The following is a 22,200-nucleotide window of genomic DNA, read 5'->3' as shown; positions in this document are numbered from 1 at the left end:
TTAAATTGCCAGCACTTAGTTATTCGAGCAACTGATTTAAGGCGAAAATATATTTCTCGGTACAGAACGTTTACTAAAGATGCTGGGACGCTTTAGCCACCGTTTAGCGCAAACTCTCGGCAAGCTTTTGCATGCCTTGATCGATAGAAATTAGCGCTTGGTATCCTAAATCTTGCTTAATGGCATCGATATTAAAGTAATGACAGGTAGATAACTGCCGCGCCACAAAGCGCGTCATCATTGGCTCGTCTTGTTTTCTAAGCAATGAATAAACACCTTCTAAAACACAACCGGCTGCATAGGCAACATTGGCGGGTACCCGCTGTGTTACCGGCGGTAAATCCACACAAGCAAGAATTTTATTGAGCATGCTTGCCATCGTAATAGGCTGATCGTTACTGACAAAATACGCTTTACCGGCACAAACCGCATTGGTTTGGGTTTGTGCGAGCGCCGCCAAAATATGCGCATAAGCCGCATTTTCAACAAAAATGGTGTCGACTAATTTGTCTTGTTTACCCACTAACTTGAGTTTGCCTGCACGAGCGCGGTCAATAACACGTGGCACCAAGTGAGGATCTTGTGGCCCCCAAATAAGATGTGGCCGAATAGATACCGTTTGTAAACGTTCGCCGTTGGCAACACTGACCCCGTTGGCTTGGCGCACCATCTGCTCTGCTTTGGCTTTAGACTCACCATAGTAATTGAGATACTGGTTAGCATAGGGCGCAGACTCGTCAATGCCCGCTTCATCTACGCCAGCAAAGGTAACACTGGGCGTACTGGTATAAACTAAATTGGTAATATTGTGCTGTTTAACGGCGCTAATAATATTGGCTGCACCATCAACATTAGGGGAATAATAACTCGCTTTACTGCCCCATACACCAGCCTTAGATGCAACATGAAATACCACATCACATCCTTGTATTGCATCAGTCACAGTTGCTTTATCGGCAATATCACCCGTTACCATAGTGACACCCATAGCTTGCAGCTCTGGGTAGTTACCGCGTGCAAGTCCGGTCACTTTAATACCCGCAGCTAACAGTCGAGTGCAGATCGCTTTTCCTAAAAACCCACCCGCTCCAGTGACAAACGCATGTTTGACCTTGGCCGCCAACTGCGTCAGCGCTTGCTGTTCAGCGCCGTGTAAAGCGCTAAATACTTGCTGCGGGTCAAATTGGGTAGTGGCTGTCATGGTTATTCCTTGTGAGTCTTTTGCGCCCAAACTGCCAGTTTTTCGCGAAATATCTTGGCATTGTGACGAATATCAACGGGGAAATCCGGGTGGATAAGAAAGCGCGCTATGCCTTGAGTTTGTGAATGCGCCTCGGCAAGCTGCGTTAATGCATGAAACAGCTCTGATGATTGCGAACACGCTAAGCTGTTGTCTAGCTCGACACACAACAATGGCACTCGTTCACCGTTGACATCAATCCCCACCAACGCAGAGCGTTTAACTTGCGGGTGGGTATTAAAGATACGCTCAGCTGGAATAGAAAAATAGCGTTTGCCGTCACTGGCATCAACTCTGTGGGCTTTACGGCCGCACATCCACAGTTGCCCTTGTGCATCTAAGTAACCTAGGTCACCCATGCGATGATAGACCTTGCCGTTTTCATCACGCATTTTTGCCTGTAAGGTTGCACTATCGCGGTGATAATAGCTTTGGCTGACCATATTGCCGCTCACCACTATCTCGCCAACTTGCTGGGTGTCTAATAACTTGGCATCGGCGAGCTGGGCAATGGGTTGTTCATCAATATCAATGATGGCGATATCCACTCCCTTAATTGCCTGACCCACACAAATTCCACCGCCATTATCAGTAATTGCCGTGGTATCTAATAAGGCATCGCTACCCATCATGCTTATGGGTAATGACTCGGTTGCTCCGTAGGAGTTAAGTACCTGCACACCGGGGTTAAGCATAGTGGTAAAGCGGGCAATAGAAGGCAAAGTAGCAGGCGCGCCAGCAGATATAACACGCTGAATACTATTTAATTTACGTACAGGTTCTGCAGTTGTGCCCGCAAGACCAAGACGCTCAATCAGCGCTGGGTTAACAAACATATTGCTACATTGATATTTATCAATTGCCGCAAAGATATAATCGGGATTGGCAGTGATGGGTTTACTAGCATCCATATCAGGCACAATCGATGCCATCCCGAGTGCCGGACCAAATAACGAGAACAGCGGAAATGTGGCTAGATCTCGCTCTCCCACTTTGATCTGATAATCGTCCCTAAGTGCGCTGATTTGCGCCTCAAACATTTTGTGAGAATACACCACCCCTTTTGGAGTGCCTGTGCTACCACTGGTGAACAAGATGGCACACATGTCATCATCAGCTAACCACTGCATAGCAAACGGTTGCTCGGCGTCAACCTTAGCAACCAAGCTAGCAAGTGAAGGGCCACCGCTAAGCCAACTTGGGCCACCCACTCCAATGATGTGCTTAACGCTAGTCTTCCCCCAACCAAATAATTTACGCGCAATGTGCGCTTTAGGTATGCCAATAAACGCATCGGGCTTGGCTTCTTCAAAGCATTGTTTGAGATTATGAATCCCCATACCTGGGTCAACAAATATCGGAATGATGCCGGCTTTAAACAGGGCAAAAGTCAATGCAAAAAAGTCGACACTTGGGGTTACCATAAGCACCGCTTTCATACCCGGCTTTATACCCTGCTGGCACAATGCATGGGCCATACGGTCGCTTAAACGATTAAGTTCGGCAAAGTTTATTTCTTGATAGCTTAGGGTTTTAGCCTGCCAAGGCAGTCCATTTGCTTGTTGCACTGCCACAGCTAGTTTGTCTGCGGAATGATTGGCCGCATCGACCAAGTGGCGACATAAGTTCGCCGTGTGCTTACTTGATTGAGTCATCGCCATCGGCCTTTATGGTTAGGTTAGCGTTTAGTTATACTGCCACGGTGACAGTTTAGCTTGTTGCCATAAACTGCTTAATATGACCCACCACTTCTTCGCTAGCATCTTCAAGAATGTAGTGACCACAGTCAGCAAACTCATGAACTTGCGCGTGAGGCATTTCTTGTTTCCACTGTGCAAGAAAGTGTTTATCGAACACAAAATCTTGTAGGCCCCAACAAATTAATGTTGGCACCTGACTAAATTTAGGCAATGACTGGCTAATTTCGGTCACTAAGTCGTAGTTTCTATCACCTGGTTTAAGCGGAATATCTTGTACAAAACGCAGGGTCGAGATGCGGTTTTCCCATGAATTAAATGGTGCGACATAGGCTTGGCGAATATCTTTAGGCATAGGTTTGCGTTTTACGCCAACGTAACTCGCAATCGATGAAAAGGCATTAAAGCCGCGCACTAATCCGGTACCAATAAAGGTATTGCGGCAGATCCACAAAGGCCACGGGAATGGTTTAGATTTAGGAAGATGAAAGGCACCGGTATTAAGAATAACCAGTTTTTTAATTCGATCAGGGTAACGTGCCGCATAACCCATACCAATCATGCCGCCCCAATCATGGACCACTAAGGTAATGTTTTGCTTAATGTTGAGTTGATCGAGTAAGGCTTCTAAGTCGTCAATACGCTGTGGCAAGGTATAGTCGTAACTTTCGTCACCGGGTTTATCTGACAAGCCACAACCAATATGATCTGGCACTATGCATTGGTGCGTCGATTTAAGCGTTTCAATTACGTTACGGTAGTAAAACGACCAGCTAGGATTACCGTGTACCATGACAACCGGCTCGCCTTGGCCTTCGTTGACATAATGCAGTTTATTGCCGTTAAGATCTAAATAGTGACGCTGGTAAGGAAAAAGCGTGTCTAACATGACTTGTCCTAAATTTGCTCTGCCCTGTGGTCAGCACACTTGGCTGCCACAGGTATTTTTGTTGGGGACGATACAGCTAGTACGTGGCGTAATCTACCACTTGATGCCTAACATCATGCAGTTCAATCCACTGCCGATGCCAAGAAAGCTGACTTGATCGCCCTTTTGCAAGAAGCCCTGATCATGAGCGATAGCGGCAGTGACGGGTAACGACACCGTCCCCATATTGCCCAGCAACTGGTATGTAGGGAACTCTTTTTCTTGCGGAATATTAAGCGCATTAAGCACTTGTCTGCGATTAGATGCACCCACCTGATGACAAATGACTTTATCAACCTGCTCTACCAACCAATCACGTTGGTCTAAGAAGTGGGTCCAGGTGTGTCTGGCAAGCTCAACCCCTTCTTTAAGCAGCGCTACGCCATCAGTACGCATAAACTCGCGATAAAGCTGCAAGCCCGCTTCCTGTAACCCCCATTGACAAAGGTTGTGATGCTCTGGTGCCGATAAATGACTGGCGCCTAACAATTGATGCTGTCTGTCAGACTTAAGATCAACACTGCCATCGGTAAGTAGTACCGCGACAGCTCCAGAACCGCCGGTTAAGGTCGCTAATGACTGTGCGTAGTTTTTCATCGTAGGCTCAGCAAGCATGTTGTCGATGGTGATATCAACAATGTGTCTGGCTGATTCACACGACACCACAAGCCCAGCTTTGATTTGCCCTAACTCAATACGGTTGGCAATGTCTAAAATACCGCTCAGCACACCTAAGCACGCATTACTGATATCATAAATTGCCGTATCTTTTGAAACACCGAGTTCTGCTGCAATTCTGCAAGCGGTAGCTGGTTCGTGTTGATCGCGGCATACGCCGGTATAAACCACCGCACCTAAATCACTTACTTGAATACCGGTTTCGTCAATGGCTTTGTTAGCAGCAACAAGCGCACCGTCTGACAAACGATGCCCTTTTGGCCACCAACGACGCTCGTCAATACCCGTCAGTGCAGCTAACTGCCCCATTGGGATACGAAACTTCTGATACAAAGGGGCAAGTCTAGACTCTAACTCTGACGTTGAGACCACTTCCGGTGCCAACTCATAGGCTAGGCTATTTATATAAACGCGGGAATATTTCATGAAACAGTATATTTCGCTCACTTTATCGACAGTTTAAGCGTCGACAAATATTATTATTCAATGTTAACCCGTCATTTGAACAAGAAAACACGCATCATTCAATAAAAAACCACTATCAATGGCTATTTTTCACTTATAGAGCACATTGTATGGCGCTGTTTTTGCAACACTTCGAATGTTATTCAAATATCATAGCTAATTTTAACTATTAATAAACATAACCTTAGAGAGCATTTCAGTCGCAAGCTGCTTTTTTCAACGTTTTTTGGCCAAAATAAGCGCATTTCTTGGGGTGACAGTAAAATCACAAAAATTAAACAATTCGACACGGTAACCATGTGCCTGCAGATAACATACCCGGTCAAGTAATAACCAACGCTCTAATACATGACGAAACAGGTGCGCCACCAAATCAATTCGGCGCGTTAATCTTTGCCGTTGTATACCCTGTGCCAAAAACGAGTCAGCACACCATGGCTTAGTCAATTTGAGCTGTTTTTGCTGCGCTGCCCAATGACAAAAATGCTCAAAACCCATTTTATGCTGACTTTGTTTCATGGTGGGTACTGGTAAATACTCATCTACATCACGTTGATAGCGCTGCAAACTATCAAAACCTAAACGCCATGCGACCTGTTGTAACCGCAATTGCCGCTGACTGTCGCTGGCAATCACACTCTGTTGCAGTGGCAACTGCAAATCGTGACGCGATAGCGTCAGTGTGCTTTGCTGGCCTAACTGACTGAGAGGTTGATAGTGTTTATCGCGGATTAAGTGATAACAACACGGCGAAATAGCGATTTGCTCCGTCGCCGACTGGCTAGCCTGTTTAAGCAACTGCACATGCAGATCGCCACAAGCATGCAAGGCAACTGCGGTTTGCTTAGCCTGAACGTGTTTTACAGCGCTCGCATCAAAGGCATCTTGGCAAACGAAATGTTGTGGTAAATGCCATTTGTCAGCAAATACTTGTCCCGATTGGCACAGCGATGCCTGCCATTCAAGGCTCGTCACTTGGCAATCATGTTGCTTTGCTAGTAACCGGCCTAAATGCCCTTTACCGGCACACCACTCAAGTATTGGCAACTCGGTGCGCGGTACCACCGCAGCAAAAGCTTGAATTTGTAGCCACTTACGCCCCTTAATATGAGCGCTAAAATGAGGCAGATCATCGGCCGAAAGTGCTGAGATTGTGCTGCTCTGATGATTAGCGACTTGATTGTGCAGTTGTAGGCCCAAAGCTTTGGGGTCAAGTAGCGATAACAGCTTATCAGCCTCAGATTTCAAATCTTGTTGCAGTGCAGGACGTAAGCGGGCGAATAAGGTTTCAGGGCAACTGTCTAGCGCTTCAAGCTCGCTATCTTGCAGTTGCCATACTGTCTGTGCCAAATGCGGATATTGATGTTGCCAAGGCAGTTGCTGGCAGTTAAACGCCTGTACCTGCCATAGTGCTTTGGTTTGCAATAGCAAGCTGTCGATTGCCGCAAATTGTTCAGCAAACCCCATATATACCGCGTCATGGCTTGCACCTACTCCACTATCCACGACTAGTTTTGAACCGGCTAATTCCGTCATTGTGGCGCTGCACTATCGCTGCGTTGCTGCATACGCTTACCAAGCCAAATGCCTAAAAATAGCGGCACAAACACCACCACCATAATAAATAGAATGATATAAAGGATGAGATCTTGTAACAGTTTGCCGAGCTCATCAAACACTTTGGCGACGGTCATTTGTGAGATATGCTCTAAATCCGCGGCCGCGGCGATACGCTCGCGAGCAATCATCTCTTCTATCGCTAAGCGCTCATTTTTAACCATGATAGTTAGCGCTTCACGCTCGCTCGACAGCTGCGCCATTTTATCATCGGTTACACTGCTCAGTTGATTGAGCAAAGGGGTTAATTCACGGCGTAAATCAACGGCTAAAGATTGCATCATCTCAGGGCTTTGCGCCATTAACACTTGAAATTTAGCTGAGGTATCAGCAATGCTAGCTAGCGTGCGCTGCACTTCTTCAGAGTTAATATTTGAATGCAACGCATATAGCTCTGCTTTCCAGCCTAATATTTTCGGCATCTGTTCAGATATCATTGCCATGCGATCTGAAATATCACTCATCACCTCAGGTAGAGTCCCAAAGGTGGTGACCGCTTCAAACTCACTGATCTCGTTGTACTTTAACCAAGATTGAAACGCCGTTTGCCGCGCAAAACTGATATCAGGTAGCGGCTGACTCGCTATATACTGATTAATGAATTTGCGGTGCTTGTTAAAATCTGATTTGGAAACAAACCCTTGCACTGTGGTCTCAAAATCACGCTGTAATTGCTCACTCGCTTTAATGGCAATCCCTTGGTGTTCGCCAAATAATTGCTGACCGGCTCCGTCACGAAAAAACGCATTCATTTGCGCCGTTAATGCCCAGGTATCCACCATCGCGGCGACAGGCGAGCTTTGATAGATACTGCGGCTGAGCGCCTCTTCAGCGTTGATTTTCCACATTAAGGTATTAGAGCGGATACTAATATCACCGCTTGCTGCTTCATCATTTTTAGCCAGTCGCGCAATGTCATCAGCAGCATGTTCGACGCCGATAAAAAACGTCTGACTAAAATCGCGACTAAATAGCCGCATATTAAGTTGCTCTTGCGGTAAAGGTTCAATACCACTTTCAAGTTTGACTTCTAACAAAGAGCACGCTGATAACATCACCCCAAACGTAAACGCTAATGCGCTACGCCATAAATTGCGGGGCCAACGGCTTGCAGGCCTAATGTGACTGGGCCAATTTGACTTCATAAATTCCTCGTGACGCCATCCTCACCAACAGGCGAGCTTAATAGCAATGAATCGTTTAAGTTTATCACCGCAACGGTGAGTCAACCAATATCGACAAATCGCTTTTAGCCTATTCTGTTGCTGCTAAAGTGAGCATTTATTGAAGATTGCGCTTAACAAGATTGAAGATGTGAACCAGCTCACATAAAATAGCGACCTGTTTTTATGTTGAGATAGTTAAATGCAATCACCCTGCGTAGCAAAATGTGGCCTTAACGATGATGATTTTTGTGTCGGTTGCTTTCGACATATTGACGAAATTGTCGGCTGGTCTGCGGCAAGCGATGAACGGAAACAGCATATTTGCCAGCAAGCCGCCGCACGCAAGCAAGATGTTAAAGGTACTGATAACAAGCAGATCATCAGCCGAGCGAAATGGTTAGCAGCAGAAGCGCGTATCGCCGATCGCCCTGTTGATTAGCATCTTCCTAATGCTTTACGAGCTCTGGATTTACGCACATTACTAAATCAGCCTCCGGCATGTGGCTTCAAGCTAGCATAGACAAGGCGTGTCAGCTAAAATTACATTCTCGCTTGGGTTTAGCTTAACCTAGGCCATCACTTCTTATTCATCATGCCTTTCAAATCCGCAAATGGGTTGTATGTGGCGGCTTCTACTTTGGTTTCTGTGGTGTCACCGTACTGAATCAACTCTTCATATTTAGCGTGTTCGTTGTCGTGGCAATATAAACACAATAGTTCCCAATTTGAGCCGTCAGAGGGGTTGTTGTCGTGGTTATGGTCCACATGATGCACGGTGAGTTCTCTTAGGTTGGCATGGGTGAACTCGCGGGTGCAGCGGCCGCAGATCCATGGGTAGAGTTTTAACGCTTGCTCGCGGTAACCCGTTTCACGTTTGGCTTTATACTCTCTTGCTTGGGCTAAAACACGATCTAATTTGCTTTGTGGTTGGCTCGACATGATGCACACTCGGTCTGTAATTATGCCATTAGAATAATCGCCGCTATCAATAGATTCAAGCGCGCTAGGCCACATTACTTAAAAACCCTAGCGGGGGTAGTTACTACATTAAAAAAGCAGCGTGAACGCTGCTTTTTTAGTTAGATAAGTGACCGTAACGAGTCCGATTAGATATTTTTCATCTCTTCATAAGAGGTATGACGCACATCTTTACCTTTTACGTAGTAAATAATGTACTCACAAATGTTCTGGCAACGGTCGCCCACACGCTCTACCGCGCGAGCAGCCCACAATACGTCAAGCACTTCAGGGATTGAACGTGGATCTTCCATCATATAAGTCATTAACTGACGAATAATCCCTTCATATTCACTATCAAGCTTTTTGTCTTCACGGTGCAGTTCAATCGCCACTTCGGCATCCATACGCGCTAGCGCATCTAAGGTATCGTGCAATGTGCGGGTTGCATGGCGCCCCATATTTTCAATGCTGACCAACAAAGGTTGTTGGTTCTTTAAGCGCTTATCGAGTGCCGCTTTAGCTATTTTTACGCAAGCATCACCAATACGCTCAAGGTCAGCAATCGTTTTTGAAATAGCAATAATCATTCGTAAATCACTGGCTGCCGGCTGGCGCTTAGCAATAATACGGGTGCATTCTTCATCAATCGACACTTCCATGCCGTTGACGCGGTGATCGCCTTCTATCACACGCTGCGCTAACTCAGCATCCAAAGAGACCAGTGCGTTAAGTGCTTCTTGCAACTGGTTTTCAACTAGGCCGCCCATGGCTAATACGCGATTACGGATATCATCAAGCTCGGCATTAAATTGGCCTGAGATATGGCGATTTAAATTCATGTTTTCCATTATGTTTTAACCTTAAGTATTTAATTTAAACTGGCACTATTAACCTAAAGCTATTAGCCATATCGTCCGGTAATGTAATCTTCTGTCTTACGCTGTTTTGGCGTTGTGAAGATGGTGTTGGTATCGGCATATTCAATCAACTCACCCATATACATAAAGGCAGTTTGATCCGATACACGTGCTGCTTGTTGCATGTTGTGTGTAACAATCACCACGGTGTACTTAGATTTAAGTTCGGTGATCAACTCTTCAATGGTTAAAGTAGAGATTGGATCCAGTGCTGATGTTGGCTCATCGAGCAGTAATACTTCTGGCTCAATGGCGATGGCACGGGCAATCACTAGACGCTGCTGCTGACCACCAGATAAACCAAATGCGTTGTCGTGTAGACGATCTTTTACTTCGTCCCAAATGGCAGCGCCACGCAGTGAACGCTCGGCAGCTTCATCCAATTCACGGCGGTTATTGATGCCTTGTAAGCGTAAGCCATAAACCACGTTTTCATAAATAGACTTAGGAAACGGGTTTGGACGCTGGAATACCATACCTACGTTACGACGTAGTGACGCTACATCGACTTTCTTGTCGTAAATATTTTGGCCATGCAGCATGATCTCACCACCAATATGGCAGTTATCGACTAAATCATTCATGCGGTTGATGCAGCGCAGTAATGTAGATTTACCACAACCACTTGGACCAATAAATGCGGTAACTTTCTTCTTTGGTATTTTCATTGAGACATCAAACAATGCCTGCTTATCGCCATACTTAAGATCTAGGTTACGGATCTCTAGGGCTGTTTGCTCAGGACTTAAGTTGTCCAAATCTAAAGTGTCTGTTTTCATTACCGACTTATCTATCGAAATCATATCTATTCCTAATCACTTCAGGATAACTGTTTTTAAAGCGCCCGACCACTTTGCGGACGCTTTCAAATCTGCTTGTAAATTAATGTTCTAGCGAACGGTATTTTTCGCGTAAATGGTTACGTACGGCAATTGCGGTTAAATTCAAACTCACAATCACAGAAACCAGTAAGAACGATGTGGCATAAACCAAAGGACGCGCTGCTTCAACGTTAGGGCTTTGGAAACCAACATCATAAATATGGAAACCTAAGTGCATGAATTTTCTTTCTAAATGCACAAATGGGAAGTTCATATCGATAGGTAATGTTGGTGCCAACTTAACCACACCCACTAACATAAGTGGCGCGACTTCACCTGCTGCACGGGCAACCGCCAGAATCAAACCGGTCATAATCGCTGGACTTGCCATTGGGATAATAATGCGCCATAGGGTTTCCGCTTTGGTTGCGCCCAGGGCTAAACTACCTTGGCGCACAGAGCTTGGAATACGGCTTAAGCCTTCCTCGGTCGATACAATCACCACTGGCAAGGTCAAAATGGCTAAGGTTAGCGCCGACCAAATAACACCTGGCGAGCCGAATGTCGGCGTAGGCAATGCTTCAGGGTAAAACAGTTGGTCAATTGAGCCACCTAACATATACACAAAGAAGCCCAGACCAAATACGCCGTAAACAATCGACGGTACACCGGCTAAGTTAATCACCGCGATACGGATCATCTTAGTTATCGGCCCTTTCTTGGCATATTCGTGTAGATAAATTGCGGCAACAACCCCAAAAGGTGTCACGATGACAGCCATCAGCATCACCATAAAGACTGTACCAAAGATAGCTGGGAACACCCCGCCCTCGGTATTGGCTTCACGTGGATCATGAGTGACAAAGTTAATTACCCCTTTCACCCAATGGGCTGCTTTACCAAACACGTTAAGACGGTTTGAGTAAGTCACCCCTAAAATGCTATCAAGTTTTAATGTGACCTCTTGGCCACGCATATCTTTAATGATCACCGCATCACGGCCAGCTTCTGCACGCAGGTCAAAGAACTGCTTTTCCAATACCAGATAGTCAGCTTGTAAGGTATCGCGCTGCGTTTGTAACTCAAGCTTACGGCTATCGGTCAGGGCATTATCTAGCTCATAACGACGTTCTTTTAAACGCAGTTGTTCAAGCTTATGGTTAATGGCGCCAATTTCACGCTTTTGTAGTCCTACCGCTTTTTCGCTGAGCTCTACCGCTCGCTCGATTTGCGCTTCAAACTCACTTTCAACATCTTCTGGGTTAAGACGCTTACCATTTTCGATAATCGCTACTGGGTAGCCATAGAAGTCACCATTCTTGGTGCGCTCCATTTTGGCAATCCCTTCAGGAGTTGAACGCGACACGATGTCGGTTTCCATCACCCAACGAAAATCTAGGCCAACAAATTCACGGTTACCGGTTTTAATCAAATAACGCGTGACGGTTTCACCCGGATGGTCGTTAAACTTGTGACCCGCTGAGATTAAACGTTCAGTAGGCACTTCTTCACGGTCATAAATCTCACCAATAATGGTGGATTTTTGTCCCTGCTGATCAACTAGCTCCCATTGATAAATCTCTGCAGGCCAAAAGTAACTTAGGCCGCGCCAGGCAATAAGCAACAATAGCCCTAATACTGCGATCAAGCTGATGCTAACAGCACCACCTGTCATCCATATCCATGGAGACCCTGATTTAAACCACTTACCCATTGCAACAACCTCTTACGGATTCAGGCGATAATACAATTACGTTAAACATCCATTTCCCCTTACAGTGAGCTGTAGCGTTCACGAAGACGCTGACGGACCACTTCTGCAATGGTGTTAAAGAAGAAGGTGAAGATAAACAACACGAATGCGGCCAAGAACAACACACGATAGTGTGAGCTGCCAATAGCAGACTCTGGCATCTCTACGGCAATGTTTGCCGCTAAGGTACGCATACCTTCAAATACGCTCCACTCCATAATCGCGGTGTTACCCGTTGCCATTAGTACAATCATGGTTTCACCCACAGCACGGCCTAATCCCATCATTACGGCTGAGAAAATACCCGGACTTGCGGTAAGTAGCACAACGCGTGTCAATGTCTGCCAGTTGGTCGCACCTAAAGCCAAACTACCGTTTGATAGGTGACGGGGTACTGAGAACACCGCATCTTCAGCAATAGAGAATATGGTAGGAATAACCGCGAAGCCCATAGCAATACCCACCACTAGTGCATTACGCTGATCGAATGTAATTCCTAGCTCATTAGTGATGAACATACGCGAGTCGCCACCAAAGAAGGCTAATTCGATGGTTGGGCTAATGTAGAATGAGAACCAGCCTACAAAGATAATCACCGGCAGTAACATCAGCTCTTGATAGACTTCAGGTAAACGCTGTTTCCATTTACCTGGCAAGTTATGCCACGCAAACGCGGTAGTCAGTATCGACAGTGGCAATAGCAGTAATAGCACCAGTATGCCCGGCAAGTTGTCTTCAATCAGCGGCGCTAACCACAGACCCGCTAAGAAACCCAAAATAACCGTCGGTAAGGCTTCCATGATTTCAATGGTTGGTTTAACAACGGCGCGCACTTTTGGTGACATGAAGTAAGCCGTATAGATAGCACCAGCAATCGCCAATGGCGTTGCAAATAACATCGCATACAGTGCCGCTTTCATGGTACCGAACGCTAAAGGCGTCAAACTTAACTTAGCTTCAAAATCATCTGAGCCTGAGGTTGACTGCCATACAAACTGTGGCTCTGGGTAACCTTCGTACCAGACTTTGCTCCACATCGCACTCCAGGAAACTTCTGGGTGAGTGTTATCAACGCTAAATAGGTTTAACTTATTGTTAGCTTCAACCACCAACGCATTCGAACGTGGGGTAAATCCTAGCGCCGTTGGGTTTTGGATATCAAAAGTTTCAGTGAGCAACTTACGTTGGCTAGTGGTGTATAGCAGGTTCAGTTCGCCTTGCTCACTAACGGTGATGAAGCTTTTACGATAAAACTCACTCGCCATAGCTGCGATAGCGGTTTTATTTTTGAATTCACGGATTTGTTGGTACTGACGACCTTTATCACCGTTAACTTGGAAATACTGCAACACCAAACCATTGTCGTAAGACACCAACACTGAACTCGCGCCAGCGAGTAGCGTAACATCAGTCACTTTGGCCTTGCTACGTTCAAGTTCAACCACTTGTAGTAAGCGCACGGCTTCTACATCGCGAATGTCATAGACAAATAGTTTGTTGTTTGCTCTTAACATCAGTTGACGCTGATCTGGCGTCATCAGCTGCTGATCAACACGTTGTGGTGCATCGGCAATAATGCCGCGATAGCTGTACCACTCGACCTCTTCGGTCATCATGTTCTCTTCACCCTCTTTACGAGTGAGATACCATGTTTGGTCGTCACCTTGATAGGCAAATGACATTTTGTCACTGGCATAAGCAAACGCGAGGTTATTTAGCGGCGCGCCATCAAGTGCTACCTGCAAAGGTTGCTCACCTAAAGGCAAGCGCAGCTTAGGCGTGATAAGGCGCTGGTTGTTTGGATAGGTAACACCAAAGTCAATCCCTGCGAGGATGAGCTGACCGTTAGATAGGCCAAATGCAAAACGTTGCTCACTCGGGACAGAAACCGCACTACTAACAATGCTCGCATCGGCAGGAATGGTAAGCTTATTGGTTTCAATTTCGCTACCGCTAGATGCGCGATAAAAGCTCACCGTGGCATCTTCGCCGACACGGTAAAGTACTTCATTTTGTTCATCTGCGCCGACCATTAATGCCGGAGCACTAGTTTCATCGAGGCTAATTTGGCTTACGGGCGCGATTTCTGCACCGTCAAATATTGGCTTTACTACATAAAGCAAATAGAAAAAAATCAGCAGTAGTGCCACAAAAACCATTGTGCCACCTAAGGTTACACCTGCCTGTGTTAATCTATCTTTTATCGCCCTTCTACTCGAGCCCTTACCCATTAATAGGTTTGTTGCCGTAGAACCAGGTTGAGATACCTGAGCTTCCATTAAAAACCTCGTTTATTATGTTTCAGTAGACTTTTTTCTGGGATTGTGAACAACGCTATGCTAACAATAGTGTTCGTAACCCATTTCAGACGAGTGGGATTATATGACGTAAAGATGACACTAGTGTTACAGTGGGGCAATGTCAGCTTTTTTATTAATTAGTGGAGTTTTATCAAAATGTTACGATATTTAGTAACCTTGCAGGTAGCCGACAAAACGGGTTTAGTCGAGCAAATAGCCCATGCAGTCAGTCGTCACGGCGGTAATTGGTTAGATTCTGAACTGCGTCACATTAATGGTATTTTTGCTGCCATTTTGTTACTTGAAGTACCGGCAAATAATTGGGACAACTTAGTCGATAGCCTAGAGTGTATAGAAGGCCTAAGTTTAACGTATGCAAAGACTGGGCAAGAAAGCCAACCTTCACAACAACTTAGCTATAGTGTCGTTGCCTATGACCGCCCCGGTTTAGTGCATGAAATCTCCAATAAGATCAATGCTACGGGTATGAACATTGAACATTTTAGCACCCAGTACGAAAGCGCAAGCCACACAGGTGTAGCGCTATTCAAGGCGACATTTATTGTCGGCCAAGCGGCGCAAGATAGCGATGAGCGCTTAACAGAGGCGCTTTATACTATTGGCGATGACGTGGTTTTGGATAAGCTCGAACGCTAATACCTGCACATTACAGAGACTCATGGGCCAGCCTTTACAGCTGGCCTTTTTTATTAACAAATATATCCTGCATTTTCTGCCTATTTCTAGCCAATGCTAATCGATTAAATCGTTCTAAGTTGTCGATGATAATCTGTTAGACTAGCTACCAAATCATAAAAATAGCTTTGGAAACGCAATGTCAAACACCACTATTGGTCATATCAGAAAAATGAAGAGCGCACTCAATGCGCAAGGTGAAGTTAGCTATCAATTGCCACTTGGCGATCAGTTAGTCGACATGAACCCGTATATAGGCAAAACACTGACATTAGTGCATACCGGTAATATTCACTGCTGTAACTGCGGCAAGAAAACCAAGAAAAGCTACTCGCAAGGGCACTGTTTTGTTTGTATGAAGAAACTTGCTAGCTGCGACATGTGTATTATGAAGCCGGAAACCTGCCATTATGATCAAGGTACCTGCCGAGAGCCTGAATGGGGGCAAGCCAACTGTTTCGTACCCCACTATGTTTACTTGTCGAATACCTCAGGTTTAAAAGTCGGCATTACTCGTCATACTCAACTGCCTACACGCTGGATTGACCAAGGCGCGACTCAAGCACTAGCAATACTGAAAGTATCAAGCCGCCAATTGTCAGGGCTTGTTGAAGTTGAGCTGGCAAAAATGATCGCAGACAAAACCAATTGGCGTGCAATGCTTAAAGGCGATGAGTCACCAATGGACTTGCAAGCCAAAGCGGCTGAATTGCTACCTGAAATTGAAACACGCTTGCACGAACTGGCAATGGAACATGGTGAATACGCCATTGAGAGATTAGACAATGCACCCCAGTCGATCTCATTTCCGGTGAGCCAATATCCAACTAAGATTAGTTCGCACAATTTTGATAAAAACCCCGAAGTATCCGGTGTTCTTCAGGGCATAAAAGGTCAGTACTTAATTTTTGATACCGGCGTGATTAACCTTCGAAAATTCACCTCTTATGAAATTGAATTGAGTTAATCAATCGAGCTGCGTTGGCACTTAGCCAACGCAGCCTTGTTCTACGTGCCCTACTTTAGCTTGTCAGCAAATAACTGTTTAACTTTATCCACTTTCGGCTTAACCACTATTTGGCAGTATGGCTGCTCACCATGTTGAGCAAAGTAGTCATCATGGTATGACTCAGCAGGGAAAAAGCGGTCGAAAGCACTCACTTGAGTGACGATAGGATCGGGCCATAGCCTAGCTCGGGTCATCTGTTCAATATCCTGATTAACGCTATCACTTTGCGCACTATTGTGAATGAACACCACTGAACGGTATTGCGGCCCAATATCGTTACCTTGACGGTTTAACGTTGTCGGATCATGGCTTTGCCAAAATACAGCCAATAACTCATCAAAAGAGATCACTTTGGGGTCAAACTCAATATGAACCACTTCAGCATGGGCGGTCGTTCCGCTACAAACCGCTTTGTAATTTGCATCCGACTCATCACCACCGCTATAGCCAGACTGAACGGTTAACACTCCGGCTAATTGACTAAATACGGCTTCGATACACCAGAAGCAGCCACCGCCAAAGGTTGCAAATTCAGTTGTACTTTGATTTTGTGCCTGATCATCTAACGCTTTAAAACTCATGGAGACAGAGTTAACGCAATGGCGCAAGTTTTTGTCTGTTAAGCGCTCACCGGCAAAAACATGGCCTAAATGGCCATCGCAACCACTGCATACGATTTCTGTTCGTTGGCCATCGGCATCTGGAATCCTGTTAACTGCCCCGGCAATCTCATCATCAAACGCAGGCCAACCACAATGGGCATTAAACTTATGTTCGCTCAAGTAAAGCGGCTGATCACAACGCTTGCAAACATACACCCCCTTAGCATCATGTAGGTGGTACTCACCGCTAAAAGGTCGCTCAGTGCCTTTTTCTTCAATGACATATCGTTCGAATTCAGTTAACTCACGCATTAATACTCTCCAACTCTCTAACTCGCGATTGCTTATAACTACCTAGACCGGACTTAAGGTCAATTTCTGTCATCATTTGCAGCGATAACTCAACTGAGTCAACAGATTAAGTATCTGACTAATTTACTAAGATATTAGCAAAATTATTTTGCTGATGCTTGTTTACACTCATCTGACTGATATTACGTTATTAATGGGCTTTTTCGATCACCTAAACCTAAATTAAAAACAATAAAACAGTGACTTATGTCACACTTGTTTGCAGGCTAAAATAATGCAGGCTACTATCTATCTTGGGTCAAACATACAATAAAAGCGAAAAGCAGATGCAACTACCAACCATAAATTATCAAGCAGCAGATAGTGCGCAGCAATTTGTCGAGTCATTAAGAGAGACAGGCTTTGGGGTGCTTACTCAACATCCCATTGACAAGCAACTCGTTGAAACCATTTATCAGCAATGGCAAGACTTCTTTAATAGTGATGAAAAACAGCAATACTTGTTTAAGCCGGAAACTCAAGATGGCTTTTTCCCAGCTGAAGTCTCTGAAACCGCCAAAGGCGCAACAGTTAAAGACATTAAAGAGTACTACCATGTTTACCCTTGGGGACGCATCCCACCTGCTTTAAAAGACAACATTATTGCCTATTATCAGCAAGCTAATGACTTAGCAGCAGAGTTGCTAAGCTGGGTAGAAGCTCATACACCAGCAGAAATTGCCGTCAATTACTCTATTGCTCTGCCTAAAATGATAGAGCAAAGCCACAAGACACTGTTGCGAATTTTACATTACCCACCAATGTCTGGTGATGAAGAACCCGGTGCCATTCGTGCCGCCGCACATGAAGACATTAACTTGCTTACCATCTTGCCCGCAGCCAATGAGCCCGGACTGCAAGTTAAAGCCAAAGATGGTCAGTGGTTAGACGTACCCTGTGATTTTGGCAACCTGATCATCAATATTGGAGACATGTTGCAAGAAGCCTCTGGTGGGTACTTCCCATCAACCACTCACAGAGTGATTAACCCCGAAGGGGCGGATATGAGTCGCTCTCGTATTTCGTTGCCGCTGTTTCTCCACCCGAAACCAGAAGTCGTGCTTTCAAGTCGCTATACCGCAGACAGCTATCTAATGGAAAGGTTACGTGAATTGGGTGTGATCTAACAAAACAAACCCTTTAGTGCCACGGCAAGTCAGTTTAAGTCGCCAAAACTTGAGCTGACCCCGCTCCAATCAACTTAAGAGTACGATTGGTTAAAATAGCTAAACATGCGGTTTAGCTTGGCTTAAGACGCGGATAATGCCTATAAAACGGTCTGTGTTCGCGTAAAGCACTTTACTAAACACATAACAGATAACGCCAATCGTCTTACGCTAGAATCTACCTGCCACTACAGCATCACAAAAACTTTAAAAACATCAACTTAATAGCAAATTTTGCTTGCTATCACGTTTACATAATATTATGTTTTAGCCTTGATGGTATTAACATAATAACAATAAAGGTTGCGCTGGATGTACAAAAGGCTTGTCGTCTTCTTGCTGCTATTCGCACCGTTGTCAATTGCAGCCAAACCACTAACTTATTTAGTTATCGCTCAGCAAGCCGAGCCGTTTCAAATTGTGCATAGCCAAACAGACGCCATTGAATACAGCGGCATCATTACCGATATCGTCAACCATCTTGCAAAGCACTACCTAAAACAACAACTGCGTACTGAACACGCACCTTTTTTGCGTTATATTCGCTCAATGAATGAAAAACAGATGCAACCTTGGATTAGCTACGGCTCTCCAGTATGGGCCCAGCATCAAGCGGTCGCAATTCAAAACACTCACCTAGTGGCGACCCCATTATTCACTGTGCACCATCAATTGCTTACCCGCTCTGCCGACCCGTTCCACTATCAGCGTATCGACGATCTATTTGGTGAAACGGTCATATTGCTTAAAGGGTACAGTTACCCAGGCCTGCAACAATACATAGACTCAGGCCAGATCAAAGCTTTTGCAGTCAATAGCCACCAAAGTGCACTCAATGCGCTATTGAATAACCGCGGTAAGGGCTTTGTCTCTATGGGGATTCGCAGTCATTACACCATTGAACGCTATGGGTTTAACAAACGCTTATTTGCCTTTAATGATTTCTCCGACACCATTAAACCTAATAACATCCATATTTCTCACAACGAAAAAATGCCGCAGAGATTAATCAATCAGCTTAATCACGGCATCATCAATATGCATCAAGAGCATAAGATTGCCGAGATTATCTCGCGTTACACGGTGGCGAGCAGTCCAGCACCAAGGTTGTAAACTTGCCCATACTCACAGCAAGAACATGCTGTGAGGTCAGCCTATGCACAGTTAATTTTCTTAATATGAGAACACACTGTTTAGCAGTTGAAATTGCGACTGAAATAGCTGTTGAGTGAGTCAAGTTCTGCTACAATTCCCGCCGAAAACTTCCTTCACCAACATGATAAATAACAATAGACCCTATGAATCCGTCAAACAAAGTTTTAGCCGTCAACGACGACCTGCCGATCCGCACTGATAAAGCGGTTCACTCTGGAAAAGTACGCAGTGTCTATTGGTTAACCGCCGCAGATAGTGCGCGTCTTATTGAACAAAAGGGTTACGATGTACCCGCTGATACACCACTGGCTATTATGGTGATAAGCGATCGTATTTCGGCGTTTGATTGCATTTGGCAAGGCGAAAATGGCTTGAATGGTGTACCAGGTAAAGGCGCAGCGCTTAATGCTATTTCCAATCACTGGTTTAAATTATTTAAAGAGCAAGGCCTTGCAGATAGCCATATTTTGGACGTCCCGCACCCATTTGTTTGGATTGTACAAAAAGCCCAACCTATCATGATTGAGGCCATTGCTCGCCAATACATCACAGGTTCAATGTGGCGTGCGTACAGCAATGGTGAACGAGAGTTTTGCGGAATTACTTTGCCTGAAGGACTAGAGAAAGATCAAAAATTACCAGAGTTACTGATCACCCCGTCTACCAAAGGTATTTTAACCGGCCTTGAAGGTGTGCCTGAAGCTGATGATGTCAATGTATCGCGCAGTGACATTGAGCGTCACTACGCAGGCTTTAATTTCCGCAATACCGATGATATTAGTCAGTATGAAAAGTTGCTTAAACAGGGCTTTGATGTCATTAGTGCCGCACTGGCTGAGCAAGATCAGATTTTTGTTGATACAAAATTTGAGTTTGGCTACGTCAATGATGCAAGCGGTAACCAAAAGCTGATCTATATGGATGAAGTCGGTACGCCAGATTCATCACGTATTTGGGATGGACCCGCTCGTCGCGAAGGTCAAATTGTAGAGAAATCAAAAGAAGGCTTCAGACAATGGTTGCTAAACCACTTCCCTGATCCCGATATTTTGCTGAACAAAAACCGCATGCAAGAGCGACTCACCCTGGCAACTGACAATAAGTTACCCACTAGCGTAATGATGGATATTTCCAACACCTATGTCGGAATTGCCGAGACCGTTATAGGGAAAAAGCTCACCCTCAGTGATAATCCTCGTCAAGAAATTATCGATGTACTGCGCAATGACTATCAATTGATCGTTGAGTGATCGTTGGTCGCAAATAACAAAAAGCCGTCTTCTCTATGACGGCTTTTTTGTAACAACAGCTCCAGGCTATCTTTACTGATAAATTGAAGGCTCGCCAGCGGGGCGAGTTTTCAGCACCTTTAAGAACCACATATATTGCTCAGGATAGGCTTTAATCACCTGCTCTACCGCTTGGTTAAGCGCAAGCGCTTCATTGTCTTTACCCTGCATTGATTGCGGATCTATAGGCGGCATAACTGTGAGTTGGTATTTACGCTTACCCTGATCATAACCAATTTTAACCGGCATCACTTGAGCGTTACCCGCCTGTGCTAGCCGCCCTACCACCGGCAAAGTGGCTTTTACGGTCCCTAAAAATGGCGCGAAAATACTTTTATCAGGCCCCAGGTCTTCATCGGGCAAATAAAAAAAGCTGTTACCCAATTTAAGCTCAGACAATAGCGCTCTAATGCCCGCTTCACGCATATAAACATTGCCACCTTGAGAGCTACGCATACGGTTATTAAACCAATCAAATAGTTCATTGCGATGCGCTTTAGCCATTGTGACCATAGGTAACTGAGTGTTGAGCCGCAAACCAGCATACTCAATTCCCCAAACATGGGGCATGATAAATACCACTGGCTGCCCAGCCTTTTTTGCCTGCTCTACGTGCTCGAAACCATGTAGCTCAACACGGCGCTTTAAATTAGCCGTAGAGCGCACCATTAATTCAGACTGCGCCAGTAGTATCATGACAAAGTTTTCGACATTCTCATGAATTAACTGCTCGATTTCTGCAGCTGATTTATCAGGGAAACACGCTGTAAGATTTGCCCTCGCCACTCGCAAAGGTTTCTTAGCGATCTTTTTTACCAGCTTGGCCAATTGTTTTGCGATGGGATCACGTAACCAAGCAGGTAACAATCCAAATCCAACCAACACTCCGATAGCCAGCCAAGTTGACCATAATTTGGGGTGTAATAACGACAACCTAAAACGGCGGTCAAAATATTTTGGTTTTCTAGACAAAAAATAAACCTCAAACACACATGTTTTGGCAAACGGATTGTTTGCAATATTTGTTAAAAAGTTGCCTAACAGAAAAAGCCACTCATAAGAGTGGCCTTTAAAGAGACTGATGCAGTATTACTTGTCTGCGTTAGCTTCTTCTACTCTGCTTTTAAGCTTCTGCCCCGGGCGGAAAGTCACCACTCGACGAGCTGAGATCGGGATATCTTCACCAGTTTTTGGGTTTCTTCCCGGTCTTTGATTCTTGTCCCTTAGGTCAAAGTTGCCAAAGCCAGATAACTTGACCTGCTCACCACTTTCTAACGCTTGACGAATTTCTTCGAAAAACGACTCAACCATCTCTTTAGCTACTCGTTTGTTAATTCCAAGCGTTTCAAAAAGATGCTCTGCCATTTCGGCTTTGGTAAGTGCCATACTT

At 45.2% G+C, this 22,200-nt stretch carries 20 protein-coding genes; 6 read left to right on the top strand and 14 right to left on the bottom strand.

All coding sequences use genetic code 11. From position 1 onward, the window contains the following. Positions 1–103: 103 nt before the first annotated feature. The 6 genes from oleD to FLM48_RS09140 all read right to left on the bottom strand — a co-directional run bounded on the left by oleD (position 104) and on the right by FLM48_RS09140 (position 7,770). Positions 104–1,201: a 2-alkyl-3-oxoalkanoate reductase gene (gene oleD / locus FLM48_RS09165; RefSeq protein WP_179024422.1), complete on the bottom strand. Its 1,098-nt coding sequence runs from the start codon at positions 1,199–1,201 to the stop codon at positions 104–106. Positions 1,202–1,203: 2 nt separating this feature from the next. Further along, positions 1,204–2,895, bottom strand: a complete 1,692-nt coding sequence (gene oleC, locus FLM48_RS09160; protein ID WP_179024421.1) for an olefin beta-lactone synthetase — start codon at positions 2,893–2,895, stop codon at positions 1,204–1,206. Between the two features lie 55 nt (positions 2,896–2,950). Then, the gene (locus tag FLM48_RS09155) at positions 2,951–3,826 is read right to left on the bottom strand and encodes an alpha/beta fold hydrolase (protein WP_179024420.1); all 876 of its coding nucleotides are present in this window, start codon (positions 3,824–3,826) and stop codon (positions 2,951–2,953) included. 93 nt (positions 3,827–3,919) lie between these two features. Further along, positions 3,920–4,969, bottom strand: coding sequence for a 3-oxoacyl-ACP synthase III (locus FLM48_RS09150; RefSeq protein ID WP_028772949.1), 1,050 nt, complete (start codon positions 4,967–4,969; stop codon positions 3,920–3,922). Positions 4,970–5,224: 255 nt separating this feature from the next. Beyond that, positions 5,225–6,544 (bottom strand): methyltransferase, encoded by a 1,320-nt coding sequence (locus tag FLM48_RS09145; protein WP_372847459.1) that lies wholly within the window; start codon positions 6,542–6,544, stop codon positions 5,225–5,227. After that, on the bottom strand, positions 6,541–7,770 hold the full coding sequence (locus tag FLM48_RS09140) for a chemotaxis protein (protein ID WP_372847458.1): 1,230 nt from the start codon (positions 7,768–7,770) through the stop codon (positions 6,541–6,543). Before FLM48_RS09140 ends, FLM48_RS09145 begins: the two co-directional genes overlap by 4 nt. A gap of 220 nt (positions 7,771–7,990) precedes the next feature. On the opposite strand from FLM48_RS09140, the gene FLM48_RS09135 reads away from it, so the two are divergent. Then, the gene (locus FLM48_RS09135; RefSeq protein WP_028772952.1) at positions 7,991–8,230 is read left to right on the top strand and encodes a DUF1289 domain-containing protein; all 240 of its coding nucleotides are present in this window, start codon (positions 7,991–7,993) and stop codon (positions 8,228–8,230) included. A gap of 137 nt (positions 8,231–8,367) precedes the next feature. On the opposite strand, the gene FLM48_RS09130 is transcribed toward FLM48_RS09135, so the two are convergent. The 5 genes from FLM48_RS09130 to FLM48_RS09110 all read right to left on the bottom strand — a co-directional run bounded on the left by FLM48_RS09130 (position 8,368) and on the right by FLM48_RS09110 (position 14,521). After that, positions 8,368–8,730: a YajD family HNH nuclease gene (locus FLM48_RS09130; protein WP_028772953.1), complete on the bottom strand. Its 363-nt coding sequence runs from the start codon at positions 8,728–8,730 to the stop codon at positions 8,368–8,370. Positions 8,731–8,897: 167 nt separating this feature from the next. Then, positions 8,898–9,599: a phosphate signaling complex protein PhoU gene (phoU, locus tag FLM48_RS09125; protein ID WP_028772954.1), complete on the bottom strand. Its 702-nt coding sequence runs from the start codon at positions 9,597–9,599 to the stop codon at positions 8,898–8,900. A 53-nt stretch (positions 9,600–9,652) separates the two neighbouring features. Continuing rightward, complete coding sequence (pstB, locus tag FLM48_RS09120) at positions 9,653–10,471, bottom strand: phosphate ABC transporter ATP-binding protein PstB (RefSeq protein ID WP_028772955.1); 819 nt, start codon at positions 10,469–10,471, stop codon at positions 9,653–9,655. 79 nt (positions 10,472–10,550) lie between these two features. Next, a complete protein-coding gene (pstA, locus tag FLM48_RS09115; RefSeq protein ID WP_179024419.1) occupies positions 10,551–12,203 on the bottom strand; it encodes a phosphate ABC transporter permease PstA in 1,653 nt (550 codons plus the stop codon). A 59-nt stretch (positions 12,204–12,262) separates the two neighbouring features. Beyond that, positions 12,263–14,521 (bottom strand): ABC transporter permease subunit, encoded by a 2,259-nt coding sequence (locus tag FLM48_RS09110; RefSeq protein WP_028772957.1) that lies wholly within the window; start codon positions 14,519–14,521, stop codon positions 12,263–12,265. Between the two features lie 177 nt (positions 14,522–14,698). Here FLM48_RS09110 and FLM48_RS09105 point away from each other — a divergent pair, with 177 nt between their 5' ends. Both FLM48_RS09105 and FLM48_RS09100 read left to right on the top strand, forming a co-directional pair. Beyond that, the gene (locus FLM48_RS09105) at positions 14,699–15,199 is read left to right on the top strand and encodes a glycine cleavage system protein R (RefSeq protein ID WP_028772958.1); all 501 of its coding nucleotides are present in this window, start codon (positions 14,699–14,701) and stop codon (positions 15,197–15,199) included. A 211-nt stretch (positions 15,200–15,410) separates the two neighbouring features. After that, the gene (locus tag FLM48_RS09100; RefSeq protein WP_372847475.1) at positions 15,411–16,205 is read left to right on the top strand and encodes a DUF2797 domain-containing protein; all 795 of its coding nucleotides are present in this window, start codon (positions 15,411–15,413) and stop codon (positions 16,203–16,205) included. A 50-nt stretch (positions 16,206–16,255) separates the two neighbouring features. Here the strand turns inward: FLM48_RS09100 and FLM48_RS09095 are convergent, their stop codons facing one another. Next, on the bottom strand, positions 16,256–17,161 hold the full coding sequence (locus FLM48_RS09095) for a bifunctional methionine sulfoxide reductase B/A protein (protein ID WP_179024418.1): 906 nt from the start codon (positions 17,159–17,161) through the stop codon (positions 16,256–16,258). Positions 17,162–17,487: 326 nt separating this feature from the next. Here FLM48_RS09095 and FLM48_RS09090 point away from each other — a divergent pair, with 326 nt between their 5' ends. The 3 genes from FLM48_RS09090 to FLM48_RS09080 all read left to right on the top strand — a co-directional run bounded on the left by FLM48_RS09090 (position 17,488) and on the right by FLM48_RS09080 (position 20,771). Then, entirely contained in the window at positions 17,488–18,327 is an 840-nt protein-coding gene (locus tag FLM48_RS09090) for an isopenicillin N synthase family oxygenase (RefSeq protein ID WP_028772961.1), read from the top strand. A 351-nt stretch (positions 18,328–18,678) separates the two neighbouring features. Then, positions 18,679–19,479, top strand: coding sequence for an ABC transporter substrate-binding protein (locus FLM48_RS09085; RefSeq protein ID WP_179024417.1), 801 nt, complete (start codon positions 18,679–18,681; stop codon positions 19,477–19,479). A 185-nt stretch (positions 19,480–19,664) separates the two neighbouring features. Then, the gene (locus FLM48_RS09080; protein ID WP_179024416.1) at positions 19,665–20,771 is read left to right on the top strand and encodes a phosphoribosylaminoimidazolesuccinocarboxamide synthase; all 1,107 of its coding nucleotides are present in this window, start codon (positions 19,665–19,667) and stop codon (positions 20,769–20,771) included. Positions 20,772–20,843: 72 nt separating this feature from the next. Here the strand turns inward: FLM48_RS09080 and lpxM are convergent, their stop codons facing one another. Next, positions 20,844–21,782 (bottom strand): lauroyl-Kdo(2)-lipid IV(A) myristoyltransferase, encoded by a 939-nt coding sequence (lpxM, locus tag FLM48_RS09075; protein ID WP_179024415.1) that lies wholly within the window; start codon positions 21,780–21,782, stop codon positions 20,844–20,846. Between the two features lie 117 nt (positions 21,783–21,899). Next, positions 21,900–22,196: an integration host factor subunit alpha gene (ihfA, locus tag FLM48_RS09070; RefSeq protein WP_028772965.1), complete on the bottom strand. Its 297-nt coding sequence runs from the start codon at positions 22,194–22,196 to the stop codon at positions 21,900–21,902. Between the last annotated feature and the right edge of the window lie 4 nt (positions 22,197–22,200).

The sequence above is a fragment of the Shewanella sp. Scap07 genome (genome assembly GCF_013394145.1).
Lineage (GTDB): Bacteria > Pseudomonadota > Gammaproteobacteria > Enterobacterales > Shewanellaceae > Shewanella > Shewanella waksmanii.
The sequence above is the reverse complement of the archived record's forward strand: the minus strand, read 5'-3'. Positions and strand labels throughout refer to the sequence as shown.

Coding starts and splice junctions, on each gene's coding strand:
- oleD (WP_179024422.1), bottom strand. CDS start 1,201: ATGACAGCCACTACCCAATTTGACCCGCAGCAAGTATTTAGCGCTTTA.
- oleC (WP_179024421.1), bottom strand. CDS start 2,895: ATGACTCAATCAAGTAAGCACACGGCGAACTTATGTCGCCACTTGGTC.
- FLM48_RS09155 (WP_179024420.1), bottom strand. CDS start 3,826: ATGTTAGACACGCTTTTTCCTTACCAGCGTCACTATTTAGATCTTAAC.
- FLM48_RS09150 (WP_028772949.1), bottom strand. CDS start 4,969: ATGAAATATTCCCGCGTTTATATAAATAGCCTAGCCTATGAGTTGGCA.
- FLM48_RS09145 (WP_372847459.1), bottom strand. CDS start 6,544: ATGACGGAATTAGCCGGTTCAAAACTAGTCGTGGATAGTGGAGTAGGT.
- FLM48_RS09140 (WP_372847458.1), bottom strand. CDS start 7,770: ATGAAGTCAAATTGGCCCAGTCACATTAGGCCTGCAAGCCGTTGGCCC.
- FLM48_RS09135 (WP_028772952.1), top strand. CDS start 7,991: ATGCAATCACCCTGCGTAGCAAAATGTGGCCTTAACGATGATGATTTT.
- FLM48_RS09130 (WP_028772953.1), bottom strand. CDS start 8,730: ATGTCGAGCCAACCACAAAGCAAATTAGATCGTGTTTTAGCCCAAGCA.
- phoU (WP_028772954.1), bottom strand. CDS start 9,599: ATGGAAAACATGAATTTAAATCGCCATATCTCAGGCCAATTTAATGCC.
- pstB (WP_028772955.1), bottom strand. CDS start 10,471: ATGATTTCGATAGATAAGTCGGTAATGAAAACAGACACTTTAGATTTG.
- pstA (WP_179024419.1), bottom strand. CDS start 12,203: ATGGGTAAGTGGTTTAAATCAGGGTCTCCATGGATATGGATGACAGGT.
- FLM48_RS09110 (WP_028772957.1), bottom strand. CDS start 14,521: ATGGAAGCTCAGGTATCTCAACCTGGTTCTACGGCAACAAACCTATTA.
- FLM48_RS09105 (WP_028772958.1), top strand. CDS start 14,699: ATGTTACGATATTTAGTAACCTTGCAGGTAGCCGACAAAACGGGTTTA.
- FLM48_RS09100 (WP_372847475.1), top strand. CDS start 15,411: ATGAAGAGCGCACTCAATGCGCAAGGTGAAGTTAGCTATCAATTGCCA.
- FLM48_RS09095 (WP_179024418.1), bottom strand. CDS start 17,161: ATGCGTGAGTTAACTGAATTCGAACGATATGTCATTGAAGAAAAAGGC.
- FLM48_RS09090 (WP_028772961.1), top strand. CDS start 17,488: ATGCAACTACCAACCATAAATTATCAAGCAGCAGATAGTGCGCAGCAA.
- FLM48_RS09085 (WP_179024417.1), top strand. CDS start 18,679: ATGTACAAAAGGCTTGTCGTCTTCTTGCTGCTATTCGCACCGTTGTCA.
- FLM48_RS09080 (WP_179024416.1), top strand. CDS start 19,665: ATGAATCCGTCAAACAAAGTTTTAGCCGTCAACGACGACCTGCCGATC.
- ihfA (WP_028772965.1), bottom strand. CDS start 22,196: ATGGCACTTACCAAAGCCGAAATGGCAGAGCATCTTTTTGAAACGCTT.